This is a genomic window from Proteus sp. fly-1013, from assembly GCF_040140245.1.
GTDB lineage: Bacteria > Pseudomonadota > Gammaproteobacteria > Enterobacterales > Enterobacteriaceae > Proteus > Proteus mirabilis_B.
Genome location: NZ_JBEEWD010000003.1, coordinates 331,471 through 352,865 on the forward strand (window position 1 = coordinate 331,471; position 21,395 = coordinate 352,865).

General features: G+C 38.5%; 18 protein-coding genes and 1 riboswitch. Of the genes, 13 read left to right on the forward strand and 5 right to left on the reverse strand.

Annotated elements, in window-relative coordinates; translation table 11 throughout:
* The first annotated feature begins 144 nt into the window (after positions 1–144).
* From ABN236_RS08155 to hldE, 3 genes are all read left to right on the forward strand, one after another.
* Entirely contained in the window at positions 145–1,068 is a 924-nt protein-coding gene (locus tag ABN236_RS08155) for a CYTH domain-containing protein (protein WP_349473752.1), read from the forward strand.
* A 26-nt stretch (positions 1,069–1,094) separates the two neighbouring features.
* Complete coding sequence (gene glnE, locus ABN236_RS08160; protein ID WP_349473753.1) at positions 1,095–3,935, forward strand: bifunctional [glutamate--ammonia ligase]-adenylyl-L-tyrosine phosphorylase/[glutamate--ammonia-ligase] adenylyltransferase; 2,841 nt, start codon at positions 1,095–1,097, stop codon at positions 3,933–3,935.
* Between the two features lie 95 nt (positions 3,936–4,030).
* Positions 4,031–5,455 (forward strand): bifunctional D-glycero-beta-D-manno-heptose-7-phosphate kinase/D-glycero-beta-D-manno-heptose 1-phosphate adenylyltransferase HldE, encoded by a 1,425-nt coding sequence (gene hldE, locus ABN236_RS08165; protein WP_311755309.1) that lies wholly within the window; start codon positions 4,031–4,033, stop codon positions 5,453–5,455.
* 92 nt (positions 5,456–5,547) lie between these two features.
* On the opposite strand, the gene ABN236_RS08170 is transcribed toward hldE, so the two are convergent.
* Positions 5,548–6,252, reverse strand: a complete 705-nt coding sequence (locus ABN236_RS08170; RefSeq protein WP_318621362.1) for a GntR family transcriptional regulator — start codon at positions 6,250–6,252, stop codon at positions 5,548–5,550.
* Positions 6,253–6,553: 301 nt separating this feature from the next.
* Between ABN236_RS08170 and ABN236_RS08175 the strand changes: the two genes are divergently transcribed.
* Positions 6,554–8,182, forward strand: a complete 1,629-nt coding sequence (locus ABN236_RS08175) for an alpha-glucoside-specific PTS transporter subunit IIBC (RefSeq protein ID WP_349473754.1) — start codon at positions 6,554–6,556, stop codon at positions 8,180–8,182.
* Positions 8,182–9,504 carry a 6-phospho-alpha-glucosidase gene (locus tag ABN236_RS08180; protein WP_088494643.1) on the forward strand — a complete coding sequence of 441 codons (1,323 nt, stop codon included), beginning with the start codon at positions 8,182–8,184 and terminating at the stop codon, positions 9,502–9,504. The genes ABN236_RS08175 and ABN236_RS08180 overlap by 1 nt, the downstream gene beginning before the upstream one ends.
* 100 nt (positions 9,505–9,604) lie before the next feature.
* Here ABN236_RS08180 and ubiK read toward each other — a convergent pair whose 3' ends face one another.
* On the reverse strand, positions 9,605–9,925 hold the full coding sequence (gene ubiK / locus ABN236_RS08185) for a ubiquinone biosynthesis accessory factor UbiK (RefSeq protein ID WP_088494644.1): 321 nt from the start codon (positions 9,923–9,925) through the stop codon (positions 9,605–9,607).
* A 202-nt stretch (positions 9,926–10,127) separates the two neighbouring features.
* A riboswitch (FMN riboswitch) is annotated at positions 10,128–10,287 on the forward strand.
* Positions 10,288–10,411: 124 nt separating this feature from the next.
* Between ubiK and ribB the strand changes: the two genes are divergently transcribed.
* The 4 genes from ribB (at position 10,412) to ABN236_RS08205 (ending at position 13,164) form a co-directional block, all read left to right on the forward strand.
* Positions 10,412–11,065, forward strand: a complete 654-nt coding sequence (gene ribB, locus ABN236_RS08190; RefSeq protein ID WP_023582768.1) for a 3,4-dihydroxy-2-butanone-4-phosphate synthase — start codon at positions 10,412–10,414, stop codon at positions 11,063–11,065.
* A 176-nt stretch (positions 11,066–11,241) separates the two neighbouring features.
* Positions 11,242–12,027 (forward strand): 4,5-DOPA-extradiol-dioxygenase, encoded by a 786-nt coding sequence (gene ygiD, locus ABN236_RS08195; RefSeq protein ID WP_194951165.1) that lies wholly within the window; start codon positions 11,242–11,244, stop codon positions 12,025–12,027.
* Positions 12,028–12,321: 294 nt separating this feature from the next.
* Positions 12,322–12,546: a hypothetical protein gene (locus tag ABN236_RS08200; protein ID WP_072070061.1), complete on the forward strand. Its 225-nt coding sequence runs from the start codon at positions 12,322–12,324 to the stop codon at positions 12,544–12,546.
* A 60-nt stretch (positions 12,547–12,606) separates the two neighbouring features.
* The gene (locus tag ABN236_RS08205) at positions 12,607–13,164 is read left to right on the forward strand and encodes a helix-turn-helix transcriptional regulator (protein ID WP_194951164.1); all 558 of its coding nucleotides are present in this window, start codon (positions 12,607–12,609) and stop codon (positions 13,162–13,164) included.
* Positions 13,165–13,229: 65 nt separating this feature from the next.
* Here ABN236_RS08205 and ABN236_RS08210 read toward each other — a convergent pair whose 3' ends face one another.
* The 3 genes from ABN236_RS08210 to tolC form a co-directional block, all read right to left on the reverse strand.
* Positions 13,230–14,393, reverse strand: coding sequence for a glutathionylspermidine synthase family protein (locus tag ABN236_RS08210; RefSeq protein ID WP_349473755.1), 1,164 nt, complete (start codon positions 14,391–14,393; stop codon positions 13,230–13,232).
* A gap of 8 nt (positions 14,394–14,401) precedes the next feature.
* Positions 14,402–15,130 carry a DUF1190 family protein gene (locus ABN236_RS08215; RefSeq protein WP_072070058.1) on the reverse strand — a complete coding sequence of 243 codons (729 nt, stop codon included), beginning with the start codon at positions 15,128–15,130 and terminating at the stop codon, positions 14,402–14,404.
* Between the two features lie 329 nt (positions 15,131–15,459).
* Positions 15,460–16,857, reverse strand: coding sequence for an outer membrane channel protein TolC (gene tolC, locus ABN236_RS08220; protein ID WP_088494649.1), 1,398 nt, complete (start codon positions 16,855–16,857; stop codon positions 15,460–15,462).
* Between the two features lie 213 nt (positions 16,858–17,070).
* Between tolC and nudF the strand changes: the two genes are divergently transcribed.
* The 4 genes from nudF to parE all read left to right on the forward strand — a co-directional run bounded on the left by nudF (position 17,071) and on the right by parE (position 21,371).
* Complete coding sequence (nudF, locus tag ABN236_RS08225; RefSeq protein WP_088494650.1) at positions 17,071–17,706, forward strand: ADP-ribose diphosphatase; 636 nt, start codon at positions 17,071–17,073, stop codon at positions 17,704–17,706.
* Positions 17,707–17,932: 226 nt separating this feature from the next.
* Positions 17,933–18,772 carry a 3',5'-cyclic-AMP phosphodiesterase gene (cpdA, locus tag ABN236_RS08230; protein ID WP_311755313.1) on the forward strand — a complete coding sequence of 280 codons (840 nt, stop codon included), beginning with the start codon at positions 17,933–17,935 and terminating at the stop codon, positions 18,770–18,772.
* A 3-nt stretch (positions 18,773–18,775) separates the two neighbouring features.
* On the forward strand, positions 18,776–19,351 hold the full coding sequence (gene yqiA, locus ABN236_RS08235; protein WP_088494652.1) for an esterase YqiA: 576 nt from the start codon (positions 18,776–18,778) through the stop codon (positions 19,349–19,351).
* A gap of 124 nt (positions 19,352–19,475) precedes the next feature.
* Positions 19,476–21,371, forward strand: a complete 1,896-nt coding sequence (gene parE / locus ABN236_RS08240) for a DNA topoisomerase IV subunit B (RefSeq protein WP_088494653.1) — start codon at positions 19,476–19,478, stop codon at positions 21,369–21,371.
* The last annotated feature ends 24 nt before the right edge of the window (positions 21,372–21,395 follow it).

Here is a 21,395-nt window from a genome sequence, read left to right on the forward strand (position 1 = left end):
AGTAAACCAGAATGAGAACACTCTTAACTGGTAGAATATAGGGATAATCTGCCTTTTATTCATTATTGTTATTAGGCTATCACTTGCTAAATGAAAATGCGTCAAATATTTTACTAATCAATTGATTTACTTAAGGGAAATAGAATGAGCCAATTAGAAACTGAACTCAAAATGAGTGCCATACCTGCCGCTATTCCTCACATTATTCAGCGCATTCTTACTCTACCTCATCAGCACTCTGCACCTAAAAAGCTGACTAATCTTTACTTTGAGACGACAGATAATCAAATTCGTCGTTGGGATATGGGGTTGCGTATTCGTGGTGTTGATGAAAGTTATGAAATGACAATTAAAACAGCCGGTAAAGTGGTTGCAGGTTTGCATCAACGTCCAGAATATAATGTGAAATTAGAGCAACCTAAATTAGATTTAGCTCGCTTTCCAGCAGAAATCTGGCCTGAAAATACAGATTTAATCCTATTAGAAACACAACTCAATGTGCTGTTTAATACCGATTTTTATCGTGAAATCTGGCTGGTGGATTTTCAAAATAGTCAAATTGAAGTGGTATTAGATAAAGGCGCTATTCGTACTCATCAATATGAGTTACCGATCGAAGAGTTCGAGTTAGAGCTTAAAAAAGGCGATGTTTCAGATATTATTGCATTAGCGACTTATTTAGGTGAAAAAGGTGGATTGCGCCTAGCTTCTCGCAGTAAAGCGGCCCGAGGTTATTATTTAGCGAAAGATAAACCTGCTTTATCGTTGAGTGTGGTGAGCCTTTCTCCTAGTGATACAACCGCTCAGCAACTCACAAAATGGTTAAGTGCAATACAAGCATTAGAAGAAGCCATTTTTGCTAACCCAACACCTCCAACAATTACTATGCCAGCAATGTTGGCGTTATTTTCAGATTGGTGTAAAAAACAGGCTGATCTGCCTGAATCTATGCAACAATCACTCAATGGTATTTCACCGTTAACATTTACAACCGCAACCGACTATTATCATGTTTTATGGTTGAATTTTAAGTTATCTTCTATGGCGTGGTTACTATCTATTGCTTAATTTTCTGACAACTTGAGAGTCTATTTATGTCTGTTATCGGTGTATTTCAACAATTGTGGAATAAAGCACAGTGTGGGTTCTCTTCTCAATTAAATGCGTTAGCGCCTTTTAGTGAGCTTGAACAACAGTTTTTTGCTTTTAGCCCTTTTGCAACAGAGCATTTACGTGTTAATCCTCAATGGTTGACGGATATCAGGCAAAATCCACCAAACAGTGTGGAATGGCAGAGTTATGAGTCTCAATTAACGGAAAAATTAGCCAATATTGATAGTGAAGATGATGTGATGCGGATCTTACGCCAATTTCGTCATCAACAATTAGTGCGCATTGCATGGCTACAATTTTTTCAATTAGGCGATATTCCTTGTGTGCTAAAACATTTGAGTGTGTTAGCTGAAACATTAATTTGTGTTGCGAGAGATACACTTTATCAGCAATGTTGCCAGCAATGGGGAACACCTTGTGATCATGAGGGAAAACCTCAGCCATTACTGATTTTAGGAATGGGAAAACTAGGTGGATTTGAACTTAACTTTTCTTCTGATATCGACTTAATTTTTGCCTATCCTGAAAATGGATTTACGCAAGGTGGGCGCCGAGAATTAGATAATGCACAGTTTTTTACTCGCTTAGGTCAAAAGCTTATTAAGGCTTTGGATCAACATACCATTGATGGCTTTGTCTATCGTGTTGATATGCGATTGCGCCCTTTTGGTGAAAGCGGTCCTTTGGTAATGAGTTTTGCAGCACTGGAAGATTATTATCAAGAGCAAGGGCGCGATTGGGAACGCTATGCGATGATCAAAGCGCGTGTGCTAGGTGCAGAAAAGAAAGAGTATTGCCAAGTTTTACGGCAAATGTTGCGTCCTTTTGTTTATCGTCGTTATATTGATTTTAGTGTGATCCAATCACTTAGAAATATGAAATCCATGATCAGTCGTGAAGTACGCCGTCGTGGTATGATCGATAATATAAAATTAGGCTCTGGTGGTATTCGTGAAATCGAATTTATTACTCAGGTTTTCCAGCTAATTCGCGGGGGAAGAGAGCCTGAGTTACAAAGTAATTCATTATTAACAGTGCTTAATGTCATCACTAAACTTGAGCTGTTAACATCACAAGAAACCGCACAACTCACTGAAAGTTATCTTTTCCTTCGTCGATTAGAAAATTTACTGCAATCTATTGGTGATCAACAAACTCAAACCTTACCAGAAAGTGAAGAAGATAAAGCACGGTTAACTTTTGCAATGGGATTTGATGATTGGGAAACGCTTTATCAAGAAATTAACCACAAGATGCAGGCGGTTTCCGTGATATTCACGCAATTGATTGGTGAAGAAGACGAGAATGATGATGAAGATGATATCTCTGAATTTAAGCGTCTTTGGTTACTTGGGCGTTTGCCTGAAACGTCGCCATTATTTCATGAAACATTAACCATCGAAGCTCTTGGGGCGATAAATCAGACGTTACAGAATTTTCGACAAGATATTGGCAAGCGAACGATTGGACCGAGAGGACGTGATGTTCTTGATGCCTTAATGCCAAAACTATTAGCTAAAATTTGCCAGCAACCTCAAACTCTAGTGACACTACAACGTGTGACACCTCTGTTATTAAGCATTGTGAGTCGTACAACGTATTTAGAGCTGATGCAAGAGTCGGATGAAGTTTTAACACATGTTATACGACTCTGTGCGGCATCACCGATGATCGCTGAACAATTAGCGCTTCACCCTTTATTGCTAGATGAATTACTTGATCCTAACTCTCTTTATCAACCCCTGCCTTTAGATGCGTATCGTGATGAATTACGCCAATATTTATTACGTGTACCGGAAGAAGATGAAGAGCAACGATTAGAAGCATTACGCCAGTTTAAGCAGGCTCAATTACTACGTATCGCTGCTGAAGATATTACAGGTGTATTACCAGTCATGAAGGTTAGCGACCACTTAACCTATTTAGCTGAAGCTATTATTCATGCTGTTGTTCATCAAGCTTGGTCATATATGGTGAAACGTTATGGTGAGCCTGAACATTTAGCTCATCGTGATGGATTGGGTTTTGCAGTCATTGGGTACGGTAAATTGGGGGGATGGGAGCTAGGATATAGCTCTGATTTGGATTTGGTCTTTTTATTAGATTGTCCAATAAATACGGTGACAACAGGGGTTAAACAGATTGATGCCCGCCAATTTTATCTGCGTTTAGCACAGCGTATTATCCATTTATTTAGTACCAGAACATCTTCTGGTGTGTTGTACGAAGTCGATGCGCGTTTACGCCCTTCAGGTGAATCCGGTATGTTGGTTAGTACTATTCAAGCTTTTGATGAATATCAGAAAAATGAAGCTTGGACTTGGGAGCATCAAGCGCTAATTCGTGCCAGAATGATTTACGGCGATGATGAATTACAACAGATGTTTTCACGTATTCGTCATGAAACGTTATGTCTTTCTCGTGATGCTGATGTGTTACAAAATGAAGTGCGCGATATGCGTAAAAAAATGGTGCAGCATCTTGCACCAACACAAGCAGATAAGTTTGATTTAAAAACTTCATCTGGCGGTATTACCGATATTGAATTTATCGCACAATATTTAGTATTGCGTTTTTCTCACCAATATCCGGCTTTAACTCGTTGGTCTGATAATGTGCGTATTTTTGAGTTAATGGCAAAACATCAAGTAATGGATGAAGATGAAGCTCTCGCTTTAACACATGCTTATGTCACATTACGTAATGAATTGCATCATCTGGCTCTACAAGCATTACCTGCCATTGTGGATAATCATTGTTTTATCGCAGAGCGAGAGTGCGTATTAAAAAGCAAACTGAAGTGGCTCAGTGAACAAGAGTAATGGTTTGTTGGCATGAAGTCTTATGTGTATCTCTTTTTGCCTAACAAGTTATGGTATTATTTCGGCTTATTTTGAAAATAAATGTGGAGTATGGGATGAAAGTAACGCTGCCGGATTTTAATAAGGCCAATGTGTTGGTTGTCGGTGACGTCATGTTAGACCGCTATTGGTATGGCCCAACAAGTCGAATTTCACCAGAAGCCCCAGTGCCAGTGGTCAAAGTAGATACCACAGAAGAGCGACCAGGCGGTGCTGCAAACGTTGCAATGAATATCGCGTCTCTTGGTGCTAATTCGCGTTTAGTGGGTTTAACCGGTATTGATGAAGCCGCAAAAGCATTGAGCAATACATTAAATCAGGTCAATGTGCGTTGTGATTTTGTCTCTGTTGCGACACATCCAACGATCACAAAATTACGTGTTCTTTCTCGTAATCAGCAATTAATCCGTCTTGATTTTGAAGAAGGATTTAGCAATGTTGATCCTCAACCTATTTATGAACGTATTCAGCAAGCATTGCCTTCTATTGGTGCATTGGTTTTATCAGACTATGCCAAAGGGGCGCTTTCTCATGTTCAAGAGATGATCCAACTGGCAAAAAAAGCGGGTGTACCTGTATTAATCGATCCTAAGGGATCTGATTTTGAACGTTATCGCGGTGCAACGTTATTAACGCCAAATATGTCTGAATTTGAACAAGTCGTTGGTGTTTGTAAAACCGATGAAGAGCTGGTGGAAAAAGGCACAAAATTAGTTAGAGATTTAGATCTTGAAGCGCTGCTTATCACTCGCTCAGAGCGCGGAATGAGCTTACTTCGTGCTAATGAAGCGCCACTGCATTTACCAACTCAAGCACAAGAAGTTTATGATGTTACTGGTGCTGGTGATACGGTAATTGGCGTATTAGCAACCTCTTTAGCTGCTGGTAAACCTTTAGGTGAAGCCTGTTTCCTTGCTAACGCAGCTGCGGGTGTTGTTGTCGGTAAATTAGGGACATCAACGGTGTCACCTATCGAGCTTGAAAATGCAATCCGTGGTCGTTCTGACAACGGTTTCGGCATGATGGAAGAAGAGCAACTAAAACAAGCTGTCGAATTAGCGCGTCAACGTGGTGAGCGTATCGTTATGACGAATGGTTGTTTTGATATTCTTCATGCAGGTCACGTTAGCTATTTAGCGAACGCACGTAAATTAGGTGATCGCCTTATTGTTGCTGTAAATAGTGATGCGTCTACTAAGCGATTAAAAGGTGAAAGTCGTCCTGTTAACCCATTAGAGCAGCGCATGACAGTTTTAGGTGCTTTAGGTGCAGTCGATTGGGTTGTTGCATTTGAAGAAGATACACCACAGCGCTTAATTGCCTCTGTATTACCGGATATCTTAGTTAAAGGTGGCGATTATAAGCCTGAAGATATCGCAGGTAGTAAAGAAGTTTGGGCAGCAGGTGGTGAAGTAAAAGTGCTGAATTTTGAAGATGGTATTTCTACAACAAATATCATTAACGCAATTAAAAAGAAATAATTAAGCTCTTTTATTAAGCTTAAAAGAAAGCACTCTATGGGGTGCTTTTTTTGTTATGGTGACTAATTATTATGTTCTAATATTATCAATAATTATTGTTCTCGTTTTAAATGATACTCAACAATATAATCTTGAGTGTTTCTATACATGATTGAATAGTTAATATAATCACCATGGATACTGTATGATAATGTGCTGAGTCTTAATATTGGAATGTTATTTTCTATTTTTAATAATTGACAAATATTGTTGTCTGGCATTATAGGATGAAATGTTTCGTAACTTCCCGCTATTTTTATTTGGCAAACATTCTCAATAAAGTCAAACTTAGAGCCTTCTAAGTGGGTTAATGTTAAATTAGTAAAATATTTAACAGGCATATAACTATCTTCAACAATAAGCGGTTTATTATCAACGTAACGTATTCTCCTTGAATAAAAAATACGTTCATTTGAATTAATTCGTAATTTGCTAGCAATAGATAAAGGACAGAGAATAACACTAAATTCTATAACTTCACTTCTTACATTGTGGCCTGTATTTGCCATTAATTCGACAAAGCCTTTTAAGCTTGCATTTTCATGATGAACATCTTTCTCTTTAATATAAGTCCCTGAACCTTGCTTCCGTTCTAATAAACCTGCGATAACCAGTAAATCTATAGCTTTACGGATAGTCATCCTTGAAACATCGTATTGCTCTGCTAATGTTTTTTCAGCCGGTAATGTGTCACCAATTTGATATCCTGCCGAATTTATTTGAATTCTTAGGCTTTTTGCAATGTCTTTATAGATCACTTTTATACCTCTTTTTATTCTAAAAAATAGTTTTCTATATTTAGAATATCTGAGTCTAATATTTTGATATATAGCAAAATGATTTGTAGTTTGAAAATGTGAACGTTATCAAAAAATAAAAATTGATCTGCTTTTTTACAAAAATGTAGATCACTTTGCTTGAAAGATTAATATGAATTAGATCACGAATAACTCATTTCGAATGAGAGAATAAAGAGAAAAGAATCTAATCTGAATTTACAGAATAAAAATAAATTAAATAGTATGTCGTCTCAGTAGCAGTAAATAAGAGGATATTTTTATGCTCAGTCAAATACAAAGATTTGGTGGAGCCATGTTTACCCCTGTCCTGCTATTTCCTTTTGCAGGTATTGTTGTAGGCATTGCAATTCTATTACAGAATCCATTATTTATTAGTGAAGATTTATTAAGACCTGATAGTTTATTTGCTCAAATTGTTCATATTATTGAAGAGGGTGGATGGACTGTTTTTCGCAATATGCCTCTTATTTTTGCAATTGGTTTACCAATAGGTTTAGCCAAAACAGCACAAGCAAGAGCTTGCCTTGCCGTTATGGTGAGTTTTCTCACTTGGAATTATTTTATTAATGCAATGGGTATTGTTTGGGAAAGTTATTTCGGCGTGGACTTTACAAATGAAGTTGGCGGAAATAGTGGCCTTACAATGATTGCCGGTATTAAAACATTAGATACTAGTATTATTGGTGCAATTATTATTGCTGGTATTGTAACAAGTATACATAATCGTTATTTCGATAAACAGCTTCCTGTATTTCTAGGTATATTTCAGGGAACATCTTATGTTGTATTAATTAGTTTTTTTGTGATGTTACCTTTAGCGTGGATAACATTATTTTTCTGGCCTAAAGTGCAAGTTGGTATTCAATCTTTGCAAGTGTTTATGGTTGAATCAGGCTCTTTAGGTGTTTGGATATATACCTTTCTTGAGCGTATTTTAATTCCTACTGGTTTACATCATTTTATTTATGGACCTTTTATTTTTGGCCCAGCAGTCACTGAACATGGTATTCAAGTTGATTGGGCTCAAAATATGCAATATTTCAGTCAAAGTACACAATCTTTAAAAGAGTTATTTCCTGAAGGTGGCTTTGCGCTACATGGTAATAGCAAAGTTTTTGGCTCTATTGGTATAGCACTAGCTCTCTATTTTACTGCCGCACCTAAAAATAGAGCCAAGATTGCCGGTTTACTTATACCTTCTGCATTGACCGCTGTATTTGTGGGAATAACAGAACCCTTAGAATTCACATTTTTATTTATCTCACCGTTATTGTTTGCCATTCATGCCGTGTTAGCCGCCACATTAGCGACAACGCTTTACCACTTTGGGGTTGTTGGAAATATGGGCGGGGGGATCATCGACAATTTTCTTCCTATGAATTGGATCCCAATGTTTCATAACCATTACGGAATGATTATCACGCAAATAGTCATAGGGCTCATTTTTACAATGATTTGGTTTGTGGTGTTTAGAACATTAATTATCAAACTTAATTTAAAAACACCGGGTCGTGAAGAAGATGACGAAGAGATAAAACTTTATAGCAAACAAGACTATAAAAATAAAAAGTCACAAGTTTCAGATAGTTCAAAAACAGCAAAAGAAGACCGCAAACTCGCACTTCCTAAAGGCATTCTTGAAGGTTTAGGGGGAAGTGGAAATATCAAATCCTTAAATAATTGTGCAACACGTTTACGCATTGAAGTGATAGATAACGAAATAGTTGAAACGGATGCTTATTTCAAAGGGCTCGGTGTACATGGTGTGGTGCGTAAAGGCCATGCATTACAAATCATTATCGGGCTACACGTTTCTCAAGTGAGAGACAAAATTGAACAACTTATGAAAGAAGATACACAAAAAATCATCTTGTCGGAGGCTATATAATGAAGAAGTTCTCAGTCGTAATTGCAGGTGGTGGTAGTACATTTACACCCGGTATTATTTTGATGCTACTGGAAAATTTAAAACGTTTTCCATTAAGAGCCATCAAATTTTATGACAATGATGCCGAGCGGCAAGAAACCATTGCTAAAGCTTGTGAAATAATTCTTACTGAAAAGGCACCTGAAATTGAATTTTGCTATACCACAGATCCTAAAACTGCCTTTACGGATGTTGATTTTGTTATGGCGCATATCCGTGTTGGTAAATATCCAATGCGTGAAAAAGATGAAAAAATTCCTTTGCGCCATGGTGTATTAGGACAAGAAACTTGTGGGCCTGGTGGTATTGCTTATGGTATGCGTTCTATTGGGGGAGTCTTAGAGTTGGTTGAATATATGGAAAAATATTCACCAAATGCATGGATGCTAAATTATTCTAACCCTGCTGCAATTGTCGCTGAAGCTACTCGTCGTTTAAAACCTAATGCGAAGATCTTAAATATTTGTGATATGCCAATTGGCATTGAATCACGTATGGCACAAATTGCAGGATTAAAATCACGTAAAGAGATGCGAGTTCGTTACTACGGTTTAAATCATTTTGGCTGGTGGACTCAAGTTGAAGATTTGCAGGGGAATGATTTACTGCCTGTGATCCGTAAACATGTTGCTGAACATGGGTATATTCCAAAAGTGGCTGGTGAGCCGGTTGAAGCCAGCTGGAATGATACATTCGGTAAAGCAAAAGATGTGTGGGCATTAGATCCAGCAACAATGCCAAACACTTACTTGAAGTATTATTTATTCCCTGATTATGTTGTTGAGCATTCTGATCCTCATCATACTCGTGCGAATGAAGTGATGGAGCACAGAGAAAAGAATGTGTTCAGCGCTTGTCGTGCCATTACTAATGCAGGTAAATCATCGGCAGGGCATCTTGAGATTGATGAACACGCTTCTTACATTGTCGATCTAGCAACAGCTATTGCGTTTAATACCCAAGAAAGAATGTTACTGATTGTTCCTAACAACGGATCAATTATTAACTTTGATCCTGAGGCAATGGTAGAGATCCCTTGTATCGTCGGAAGTCATGGCCCAGAGCCTTTGGTAATGGGTAAAATTCCATTATTTCAAAAAGGAATGATGAGCCAACAAGTTGCAGTTGAAAAATTAGTGGTAGAAGCGTGGATTGAAAAATCCTATTTAAAACTGTGGCAAGCCATTACGATGTCTAAAACAGTACCGAGTGCGACTGTCGCAAAAGCGATTTTAGATGATTTAATTGAAGCAAATAAAGACTATTGGCCGGAATTAAAATAGTGAGTAATTGATTTACAGAATATATAAAAAAATAACCCTGTGTCTTTGTGAGATACAGGGTTTTTTCTTTATTACTAAAACAAGCAATAAAGTGAATAGATTAAGCCTTATTTTCAGCTTGAGTTTCTACCACAATTTCAACTTCTTCAACTTGGGAAACTTCAATTTGAGGTTTTGCCAGCAGACCAGCTTCTAGCTCATTTAAACGTTGTTCTAAACGATTAAGTTTTTCACGAGTACGTAATAAAACTTGAGTTTGTACATCAAACTCTTCGCGATTGACTAAATCCAACTTGTTTAATTGAGATTGCAGAACAGTGCGGATTTTTTTATCAATGTCATCACCAAAATCTTTAATACCCTGTGGCAGAACGTTTTGGATTTGGCGCGCGACTTGTTCAAGTTTTTTCGGGTCCAACATGGGAAGTCCTCACAAATAAAATAGAAAGCTGAGGCTAAGTGTAATATGAGGACAGAGGGAATAAAACCAGATATCAAGATTATTGTTACTTTTTTATTATAAATAGTTAAATAACCGTATGTCATAAAATGATTATGTGATGAAACAAAGATTGTCGCCGATTGATGATTGCCTCTTATAATTTTAAAGCGTATAGTTTCACCGTTAATCTCAGGGCGGGGTGAAAGTCCCCACCGGCGGTAGATACCTGAATACTTAGGTAAAGCCCGCGAGCGCTTTGTGTTGCCATTGTAATGCAAAGGTCAGCAGATCCAGTGTGATTCTGGAGCCGACAGTTAAAGTCTGGATGGGAGAGAATAAAATAGCATCAGTAGGATCATTGTATCCATTCCTGTTGTTTCTGCTTGTGTATTTATTAAGCAGAGATCCACTCCTAAGACTGCCCTGATTCTGGTAACTTTCATTAATTATTGAGGTTTTTTTACCATGAATCAGACGCTACTTTCCGAATTCGGTAATCCATTTGAGCGTGTTGAACTTGCTCTAGAAGCCCTTCGTGCTGGCAAAGGCGTAATGGTGCTCGATGACGAGAACCGCGAAAATGAAGGCGATATGGTTTTCGCAGCAGAAACGATGACCACAGAACAAATGGCGATGTCTATTCGTCATGGCAGTGGCATTGTTTGTTTATGCATTACAGAAGAACGCCGTCAACAACTTGATTTGCCTATGATGGTGGAAAATAACACCAGTCATTTTCATACGGCATTTACGGTCACGATTGAAGCAGCACAAGGTGTAACAACGGGTGTTTCAGCATCTGATCGTTTAACCACAGTACGTGCAGCGGCTGCTGACAATGCAAAACCAAGTGATTTAAATCGTCCTGGTCACGTATTCCCATTACGTGCTCAACCTGGCGGTGTGTTAACGCGTGGTGGACACACTGAAGCGTCGATTGATTTAGCAACTTTAGCCGGTTTTAAACCTGTTGCAGTGTTATGCGAATTAACAAATGACGATGGCACAATGGCAAGAGCACCAGAAGTAATTACTTTTGCTAAAAAGCACAATATGCCTGTGTTAACTATTGAAGATTTAGTGGCTTATCGTCTTCGTGAGGAGAAAAAAGCTGGCTGAAATTAACATGTTATAAACGACACTGAAAAACACACACACTTATATCAAGCCACTTAAGGAAACTTAGGTGGCTTTTTTCATATTTTTTGAATAACTATTTCATACTTCTTTGACTATATTTCAAGTAAGAAGGCAGTATGCTTATGTGATAAGAACACTCGCCATAAGAGGTGGTTATGGAAACAAAAATGATGCCAGCGCTGTTTATTGGGCATGGTAGTCCAATGAATGTATTAGAAGATAATACATATACTCGCCTCTGGTCAAAATTAGGGGAAACGCTTCCTCAACCTAAAGCGATTTTAGTGATTTCAGCTCATTGGTATACCGATGGGACTTATGTAACAGCAATGTCGCAACCAAAGACAATTCATGATTTCTATGGATTTCCACCAGAGTTATACGCAATAGAATACCCAGCGCGAGGCTCGATAGGCTTAGCCGCACTGATTGAAGATCTTATCGATCCGATTAAATTAAAACTCGATATGGATCAATGGGGATTAGATCATGGGAGTTGGGGAATACTCGAAAAAATGTATCCCAATGCAAATATTCCTGTTGTTCAATTAAGCATTGATGCACGCCAATCAGCACAATGGCATTATGAATTAGGGCAAAAGCTGGTTGAATTACGTAAAGAAGGCGTCTTAATTATTGGTAGCGGTAATATCGTTCACAATTTAAGAATGATGGATTGGCAAAATAGCGATGCGACGCCTTATTCTTGGGCATTAGCCTTTAATGAGACAGTCGAAAACAGCTTACGAAGCGATAATGTACCAGAAGCGTTATTTACGATTTTATCAACAGAAGAAGGGCGATTAGCGCATCCTACACCCGACCATTTTTTACCTGCGTTGTATCTATTAGGTTTAAAACAAGAGGGTGAAAAGGTAACTGTGCTGAATAATGATATTGTGAATAAATCACTAAGCATGATGACGTTTCAAATTGGATAAAACTACCCAATAAAACTAATTGATAGAAGTGAAAGGCTAAATCCATTTTATGGAATTTGGCCTTTTTTATATTAAATATAATGTATTAATTCATTATATTTCCCTCGTTATTGACCTTTCCAATTTTCTATATAGATATAATTAATATATTTAACCATTTGTTTATATTGGTTTTATTTTTATAAAAAGAGAATTCTGATAAGCTTTTTTAGCTCTCAATATAAATATTTATTATTGAGATTTTTTGTTGACATCTGTCAACGTTCGATATTAAATTAAGTTTATTGGAGGTTAATGAAGAAACATCCAAATAAGCATATTCAATCTGCTATTGAATATGCTTTAGAGCATGAATGGGTATGGATTGCTTCAGGTAGTCATTCACATACATTTTGTAAACTACGTTGTGGCAATCCAGCTAATGAACATAAAAATCATCAGATAAGTATTTGGTGCACGCCATCAAATATGGAAAATCATGCTAAGCAGATAATAAGAAAGGTTAATCAGTGTTTTTGATCTTTTAGTAAATAAAGCGACTTAGGTCGCTTTTATCGGGATGAATTTAGAGGAATAACGATGCCTTTATTTAATTTTACATTAACATTATCAGGTGTATCGAGTGATATCGATGGATTGGAAGATGCGCTATTTGAAAATGGTTGTAATGATGCTTTAGTCTGTTTTTATGGGAAATCTGTATATTTAGAATTTGATAGAAATGCAAATTCATTAGATGAAGCTATCAGTTCTGCAATAATGAATGTTGAGTTAACAGGGATGAAAATAAGAGTGGAGTCTGTAGATTCTACAATGGTAGGTTTAAGTGACATTGCAGAGCTAACAGGATTAACACGACAGGCAATAGCATTATTAAAAGATGGTTTAAGAGGTGATGGAAATTTCCCTTCACCCATTCAGCGGATAAAAGGTCAATCTCCATTATGGGATTGGTCTGTTGTTGCTGATTGGTTAGAAAAAAATAATCGTTTACATAAATGCCCTGAACTTAGCCAACATGCCAAAATATTGTGTAAATGGAATTTGGCTTTACGAATAAGTAACAATGAAAATAACATTGAATTACAAGATACCGTCGAGAAGATATTGGCGCTAAGAAGACAAATTAACGAGTAAAAATAAAAACACCCCAAAGTTAATTAACTATGAGGTGTTTGAATACAGATATAATCGATTTTAGATCAATCTAAAATAATATGTGGATAGAAGCGGGAGAGATCTTGAGTAATAAGCTCTCTATCTTCTCTAATGCAAATACCTGCGGATTGATCGTTAACCAGCCAGCTACCAATTAATGTATAGCTATCGCCAAATTTTGGCAGTGGATGGAAATCTTGAACAATAAAGCCTTCTTCACCGTAAGGACCATCTGCGACAGCAATATCCTTGCCGTTTTCAACAATACGAATATTTGCACCTTCGCGTGAAAACAGTGGCTTGATAACATAACGCGATAATGAATCAGGCGCTTTACCGTCATAAAAATATGCAGGCAGTAGATTCGGGTGATTAGGGAACATCTCCCAAAGCATTGGTAGCAATGCTTTATTTGAAATAATGCTCTTCCAAGAAGGCTCTAACCAACGAATACCTGCATCAGCCAGTTTAGTTGAGAAGTCTTCGCGGAACATAAATTCCCAAGGGTAAAGCTTAAACATATTGCTGATTATCTGATCTTGTAGATCAGTTAACTCACCACGTTCGCCTAGACCCAGATCTTCAATAAAAACAAAATCAGTCGTTACTTGGGCTTCTTCAGCACAATCTTGTAGATATTGAACTGTACCACGATCTTCTTCAGTATCTTGGCAACAAGACATATGCAGATAACGCATTCCGTATTGATCACGAAGCTCTGCGAATCGATCAATTAATTTCTCTTGAATGCTGTTAAATTGATCGACATTTTGCGGTAAACGACCTGCATTGACTTGATCTTCAAGCCAGATCCATTGGAAAAAAGCAGATTCATACAGAGAAGTTGGAGTATCTGCATTATTTTCTAACAGTTTTGCCGGATTTTTACCGTCATACGCTAAATCAAGACGTGAATAGAGTGAAGGTTGAGATGATTTCCATGAATCACGGACAAAATCCCAGCAGTGACGCGGGATTTGAAAGCGAGTCAGTAATTCTTCACTATTAGCCACTTTATCAGCGACTTGTAGGCACATCTGATGCAACTCTTCCGTCGTTTCTTCTAACGTTTCAACCTCTTCCATTGAGAATTGATAATAAGCATCTTCAGACCAATAAGGCTCACCATACATTGTATGAAAGTTAAAGCCAAATTCCGTTGCTTTTTCACGCCAATCCGGGCGTTCAATGATATTTTCACGTTTCATGGTTTTAATTAACCACCTGAACGATAAGAAGATGAACCAGTTGAGCTACGGTTATTATTTGTTGCACTGGTACGTTGAGCTGCTGCTTGTCTTGAAACCGTATTACCAAAGCCACCACGTGTTACTGTTGACGTTGTTGATGGTTTTGGTGTCATTGCTGTTTTTGGCACGTTCATTTGACGACCGCCAACCGCAGGGCCGTAGTTGCGACCTGTTGCATCCACAAATTTACCATTTGCAGGGCTTGTTGGATTACGCGAACTAAACAGAGGTTGTGCTGGCGCACCGCCACCCATTAAGCGACCCATCATATAACCCGCCATTAATGGCATAAAGAAGCTACCACCGGAGTTAGCTTGAGCCATTTGTGAGCTGTCTGGGCTTAAATTATTGGCATTTTCAGTACTAACAGGCTGTCCATCAATAGACGCTGTTTGAGTACATTGTGCATCACCGAATTCAGCTACGCAGTCTTCTAATGTTGCGTATTTAGGTGCGGTACGCTGTGCTTCTTGCAATGCAGTGCGATAAGAGTCTTCACACTGTGCTGCTTGTGACGGATTCGCTTGAGCACATTCTTGTGCGTTCATATACAGTGAAACTGTCTCATCGCTCTCTTCACATCCTGAAAGCGCGAATACAGCAGTGATGGCGATTGCAACAGGCGCCAGACGATAAGGACGAAATGCTTTACGGAAAGCATCACGATTAATCGATTTGGTACGTTTCATTGGCATATTGATAAGATCCATAAAAGGTAAAACGTTCAAAATAAAAGCTAGGATAGGTTAAATAGTCTAGAAAATAAATAAGAAACGCCTAATCATCAGGGATAACCAGAAATTTGTGATCTTTATAAGGTTAAGGGTAATGAAATTAGGTAAATCCTCTCTTTTTAACCTAATTGTAATTAAGGTATTTGTTAATACAAGAATATAGATATTGTCGAGATCTTAATTTAATCCATAACACAATATCTTATGTGAAGAGAAAGCATAAAAAAAACCGCTTATCAGTTTATCGCTGAAAGCGGTTTTTTATAAGTGGCTAACTTCTTAATTCAGGATTAAGGCGCAACGTTAAGAGCAGGGCTTGTTAACGGGCGGATAATGCTGTCTGGTGAAGTGGAAATTTCTGCACCTAATGCATTATTTAACTGAATTAAATCATTTTCATTTAAGGTACCACGAGCATATTCAATATTTAATTGGTTAATTAAATAGTCATAACGCGCGTTAGATAATTTCTGTTTTGCATCGTAAAGCGTTGTTGTGGCATTCAGCACATCAACAATAGTACGAGTACCCACTTGATAACCCGCTTCAGTTGCATCTAATGAACTTTGCGCAGAAACAACGACTTGTTGGTACGCTTTAATGCTACTGATCGACGCAGAAATATTGTTATAAGAAGAACGAGCGATTTGGACAATCGAACGATAAACCGATTCTAATTGTTCGCTTGCACTAGTAAAACCATATTGTGCTTGTTCAACTTGTGAGCTTGTTCTGCCACCGGTATATAGAGGGATGCTAACAGACAGACCAATACTATTTTGACCATTGTAACTATTGCGACTATTACCCGCTGTTGCTGGAGGTAATGCGCTACCGTGACTATGGCTATTTGATACGCCAGTTGATGCATTTAAATCTACTGTTGGTAAGTGACCTGATTGCGCTAAACGAATATTTTCGCGCGCTAAATCTTGACCTAAACGTGCACTTAATAAACTTAAGTTACGCTCTTCAGCATCTTTTAGCAGTTTCTCAATAGAGTCTGGTGAAGTTGTTGAAAAACGACCAATATTGAGTGAGGCAAGATTAATGTAATAGATACCACTGACTTGGCGTAGTTTTTCTAATGCATTATCTAATTGATTTCGACCAGCCACTTCTTGTGCCAGTACGCTATCGTAATTTGCACGCGCATTTTGTACGTCAGTAATTGCCACTAAACCTACGTTAAAACGCTGAGTTGTTTGATCTAACTGACGGTAAACTTGTTCTTTTTGCGCTTCAATAAATGACAGTGAATCGATAGCACGCAAAACATCAAAGTAAGCGGTCGCGGTGTCTAAAATCAGTTTTTGCTGACTTGTTTGGTAAGTCACATCGCTCATGCCCGCTGTTTTTTCTTGAATGTTTAATTGGCGCCATAAAGCCATGTTAAACACACTTTGAGTCAGCGTTAAACTTGCACCAATAGAATTAGATTCGGTATCTCTTGCATCACGGTAGCCGCTTTTATAATCTGCAGATGCACCTAATCCTAATTGTGGTAATAATGAGCCACGAGCTTCATTAATTTTTTCAAAAGCTTGATTTCGTTCAGCTAATGATTTGCGTAACTCAGGGTTACTGTCCTTTGCTTTTTGATAAACTTGAAGCAGATCCTCAGCCTGACTTGCAGTGCTGAATCCTGCCAAACTCATCGTGACCAAAAGAGAGAGCAGTTTTTTCATTTTAATTCCTTGTTGCAACAGTTTCGCTGAGTTGCCTCTGTTAATCTTGATTGGGGATAATTCTAGCAGATTGTTTCCCTAAGTAGGGGTAGCCATTTGTGCCATATCCTTTTATTTTAGATTAACTTTACATGAATTGTTGGCAAATTTCTTTAAATCTGTATTAAACGTAAGCAATAAAAAGACTCTTAAATGTAACTTAAGGAACATTGTATGAAGAAAAGGGAAAATACACCATTTTTATACGGTCGTGAAGATGTGAAATTGCTCAATCAGAGAGATTTATATAAAGGCTTTTTTCGCATGACCGAATATCGCTTTAAACATCGCCTTTTTGAAGGAGGATGGAGTGAAGAGGTTAAACGTGAGGTTTTTGAACGAGGCAATGCTGGTGTTTTGCTCGCTTATGATCCCAAACGTGATGAAGTGGTGTTAATTGAGCAAATTCGTATTCCTGCGTATGAAACCAGCGAGACACCTTGGTTGCTTGAAGTGGTTGCGGGTATGGTCGAACAAGGGGAAAGCCCTGAAGATGTTGTTAGACGTGAAGCCCAAGAAGAAGCGGGAGTTGTTGTTGGACGATGCGAACCTATTGTGAGTTATCTTTCAAGCCCTGGCGGTACAAGTGAAAGAATGCATGTCTATGTTGGCGAAGTGGATGCAACAACGGCAAAAGGTATTCATGGGTTAGCGTGTGAGAACGAAGATATTCGTGTTCATGTCGTGAGCCGAGAACAAGCCTATTGTTGGGTTGAAGAGGGCGTTATTGATAATGCAGCATCTGTTATTGCTCTGCAATGGTTACAACTTCATCATATTGCACTAAGAGAGCGTTGGTCAGTAATTTAATACACTAATCAATCTTTAAAGGATGTTTTTAGTAATATTATCAAGTAGAGTAACTATCTCTAAGTATACGATATCAAATGAATTAAATTGTAAAATGAAGTGAAAAAAACGTGATTGAAAGCGAGAATATTTCTCACTAATCTTTTGAAATGTGTATTGGTTGGCAGATCTTTACTACGAAAATACGTTAACATAACGGCTAATGAGAGTGAAACAAGGAAACCTTTTGGAAAGCCAGCTTGAATTATCGGTGAAACACAAAAACACCGTAAGAATATTACAAATCACAGACACCCACCTCTTTGCTAATGTGGAAGATACTCTGCTGGGTATAAATACCTATCGTAGCTACCATGCGGTATTAAATGCGATTAGAGAGCAGGGTCTTGATGTTGACTTGATTGTTGCGACAGGTGATTTAGTTCAAGATCAAACCTTTGAAGCTTATCAGCATTTTGCTGATGGTATTGCGACGCTAACACCTCCTTGTGTTTGGTTGCCGGGTAATCATGACTATCAACCTGCGATGATTGATGCTTTAAATCAGGCAGGAATTTTGTCAGCAAAACAAGTGTTGATTGGTGATAATTGGCAAATGCTATTATTAGATAGCCAAATTCAAGGCGTTCCTCATGGTGAGTTATCAGATTGTCAGTTAGATTGGCTAACGCGCTGTCTTGAAAGCCAAAAGCACAGAGATACGATTATCTTGTTACATCATCACCCTATGCCTTCAGGGTGTACATGGTTAGATCAACACAGTTTAAGAAATTCTCAAGAATTGGCTGAGCGTTTAAAAGATCACTCTCAAGTAAAAATGATGCTTTGTGGCCATATTCACCAAGAAATGGATGAAATGTGGAATGGTATTCGTTTGTTGGCGACACCTTCTACGTGCATTCAGTTTCGCCCTCATTGTACAAATTTTACATTAGATACAGTTTCTCCGGGCTGGCGCTATTTGGAAATGTCACTTTCATCTGATGAGAAGGGCAAAATTGACACACACGTTTATCGTTTAGCGGGTACTGAGTTTTGTCCTGATCTTGATGCGGATGGCTATTAAGTTATGCCTCGTATTCTTTACTTACATGGCTTTAATAGCTCACCTAAATCAGCAAAGGCGCAGGCTTTTCGCCAATGGCTTGAAGTGACTCATCCTGAAATTGAATTGTTAGTTCCTCAATTGCCACCCTACCCTCAAGAAGCCGCTCAGTTAATTGAAACGTTAGTTAAAGAGAGTGCCGATGACAAACTTGGATTAATTGGCTCATCATTAGGAGGCTATTTATCTATTTGGTTATCTCAACGTTTTAACTTACCTGCGGTTGTTGTTAATCCTGCGATACGACCGTTCGATCTTTTGCAAGACTTTTTGGGGGAGAACGAAAATCCTTATACACATCAAAAATATAAGCTAGAACCTCATCATATGGATGAGCTGCTTGCTTTGCGTATTCCCACAATCACATCACCTGAACTTATTTGGTTGCTTCAACAAACTGGAGATGAAATACTTGATTATCGTCAAGCTGTCTCATATCTTGGCGCGTGTAGGCAAACCATAGAATCGGATGGAAACCATGCTTTTGTGGGTTTTGAACGTTTTTTTCCGAAAATTATTCAATTTTTAAAGATAATTTAGCCTTTCGGTCGATTAACCTGTAAAACGTAGGTTGATGTATCTAGCCGAAAATTAATATCATATTGCCGCCAACACCTGTTATTATAAACAGTATTTTTCTAACAGCGAACCGCAGATTAAAACAATGACTCAATCAAGTTATAACGCAAAGGATATTGAGGTTCTTAATGGTCTAGAGCCTGTACGTCGCCGTCCGGGGATGTATACAGATACAACAAGACCGAACCATTTGGCACAGGAAGTGATAGATAATAGCGTGGACGAGGCGCTTGCGGGACACGCATCGAAGGTCGATGTCATTTTATATGAAGATCAATCTATCGAAGTTATCGATAACGGGCGAGGAATGCCGGTCGATATTCACCCTGAACTTAAAGTCTCTGCTATCGAGTTAATCCTAGCTCACCTCCACGCCGGAGGAAAATTCTCTAATAAAAACTATCAATTTTCTGGCGGGTTGCATGGTGTGGGGATCTCGGTTGTTAACGCCCTCTCAAAGCGTATTGAAGTAACTGTTCGTCGTGATGGTAAAATTTACCAAATTGCTTTTGAAAATGGCGATAAAGTTGAAGAGTTACACGAAATTGGCACCTGTGCAAAACGAGACACAGGAACGAGTGTACATTTTTGGCCTGATGGCTCTTATTTTGATGTTCCTCGTTTTTCTTCTAAAAGTTTATCTCACGTATTGAAAGCCAAAGCGGTACTGTGCCCAGGTGTTAATGTTTCTTTTGTTGATAAAGTAAATAACACCCAAGAGAACTGGTGCTACGCTGATGGTTTAACCGATTATTTAAGTGAAGCTGTTGCTGAATTTGTTCGCCTTCCTGAAGAGCCATTTACTGGCAAATTTGAAGGTGATAATGAAGCCGTTGAGTGGTCTATGTTATGGCTGCCTGAAGGTGGCGATCTACTCACTGAAAGCTATGTTAACTTAATTCCAACGGTACAAGGTGGTACACACGTAAATGGTTTACGCCAAGGCGTGTTAGATGCCATGCGTGAATTTTGTGAATTCCGTAATTTACTACCAAGAGGCCTTAAGTTAACTGCCGATGATACATGGGAGCGTTGTGCTTATGTATTATCAGTGAAAATGCAAGATCCTCAATTTGCAGGGCAGACTAAAGAGCGACTCTCCTCAAGACAAACCAGTGCGTTTGTTGCAAATGCAGTAAAAAATGCTTTTAGCTTATGGCTAAATCAGAATGTTCAAATCGGTGAATTACTTGCTGAAATGGCAATTAGTAGTGCCCAACGTCGTATGCGAGCCGCTAAAAAAGTAGTGAGAAAGAAACTCACTTCAGGGCCTGCATTGCCGGGTAAATTGGCTGATTGTACTTCTCAAGATTTACGTTATACCGAACTGTTTTTAGTTGAAGGGGACTCTGCAGGAGGCTCAGCTAAACAAGCGCGAGATCGTGAATATCAAGCGATTATGCCTCTGCGCGGTAAGATCTTAAATACATGGGAAGTTTCTTCAGATGAAGTGCTAGCGTCACAAGAAGTCCATGATATTTCCGTAGCGATTGGTATGGACCCTGATAGTGATGACTTAAGCCAATTACGTTACGGTAAAGTTTGTATCCTTGCGGATGCTGACTCAGATGGTTTACATATCGCAACCTTACTGTGTGCTTTATTTGTGCGCCATTTCCCTGCTCTTGTTAAGGAAGGGCACGTTTATATGGCGATGCCACCACTTTACCGTATCGATTTAGGTAAAGAAGTTCATTATGCCCTTGACGAATCAGAAAAAAATGCCATTTTACAACGACTAAGCCGTAAAAAAGGAAAACCTAACGTACAGCGCTTCAAAGGATTGGGTGAGATGAACCCACTTCAACTGCGTGAAACAACGCTTGATCCTAATACGCGTCGTTTAGTGCAATTGGTGATTGATGATGAAAACTATCAAGAAACCCTAGGCATGATGGATATGTTGTTAGCGAAGAAACGCTCTGAAGATCGCCGAAATTGGTTACAAGAAAAAGGCGATGAAGTTGACATCGAAGTGTAATGGATACCACAAGAGTCTGAGGAA

Excerpts from the sequence above, each read along its gene's own strand:
- ABN236_RS08155 (WP_349473752.1), top strand. The coding sequence starts at position 145 with ATGAGCCAATTAGAAACTGAACTCAAAATGAGTGCCATACCTGCCGCT.
- glnE (WP_349473753.1), top strand. The coding sequence starts at position 1,095 with ATGTCTGTTATCGGTGTATTTCAACAATTGTGGAATAAAGCACAGTGT.
- hldE (WP_311755309.1), top strand. The coding sequence starts at position 4,031 with ATGAAAGTAACGCTGCCGGATTTTAATAAGGCCAATGTGTTGGTTGTC.
- ABN236_RS08175 (WP_349473754.1), top strand. The coding sequence starts at position 6,554 with ATGCTCAGTCAAATACAAAGATTTGGTGGAGCCATGTTTACCCCTGTC.
- ABN236_RS08180 (WP_088494643.1), top strand. The coding sequence starts at position 8,182 with ATGAAGAAGTTCTCAGTCGTAATTGCAGGTGGTGGTAGTACATTTACA.
- ubiK (WP_088494644.1), bottom strand. The coding sequence starts at position 9,925 with ATGTTGGACCCGAAAAAACTTGAACAAGTCGCGCGCCAAATCCAAAAC.
- ribB (WP_023582768.1), top strand. The coding sequence starts at position 10,412 with ATGAATCAGACGCTACTTTCCGAATTCGGTAATCCATTTGAGCGTGTT.
- ygiD (WP_194951165.1), top strand. The coding sequence starts at position 11,242 with ATGGAAACAAAAATGATGCCAGCGCTGTTTATTGGGCATGGTAGTCCA.
- ABN236_RS08200 (WP_072070061.1), top strand. The coding sequence starts at position 12,322 with ATGAAGAAACATCCAAATAAGCATATTCAATCTGCTATTGAATATGCT.
- ABN236_RS08205 (WP_194951164.1), top strand. The coding sequence starts at position 12,607 with ATGCCTTTATTTAATTTTACATTAACATTATCAGGTGTATCGAGTGAT.
- ABN236_RS08210 (WP_349473755.1), bottom strand. The coding sequence starts at position 14,393 with ATGAAACGTGAAAATATCATTGAACGCCCGGATTGGCGTGAAAAAGCA.
- ABN236_RS08215 (WP_072070058.1), bottom strand. The coding sequence starts at position 15,130 with ATGCCAATGAAACGTACCAAATCGATTAATCGTGATGCTTTCCGTAAA.
- tolC (WP_088494649.1), bottom strand. The coding sequence starts at position 16,857 with ATGAAAAAACTGCTCTCTCTTTTGGTCACGATGAGTTTGGCAGGATTC.
- nudF (WP_088494650.1), top strand. The coding sequence starts at position 17,071 with ATGAAGAAAAGGGAAAATACACCATTTTTATACGGTCGTGAAGATGTG.
- yqiA (WP_088494652.1), top strand. The coding sequence starts at position 18,776 with ATGCCTCGTATTCTTTACTTACATGGCTTTAATAGCTCACCTAAATCA.
- parE (WP_088494653.1), top strand. The coding sequence starts at position 19,476 with ATGACTCAATCAAGTTATAACGCAAAGGATATTGAGGTTCTTAATGGT.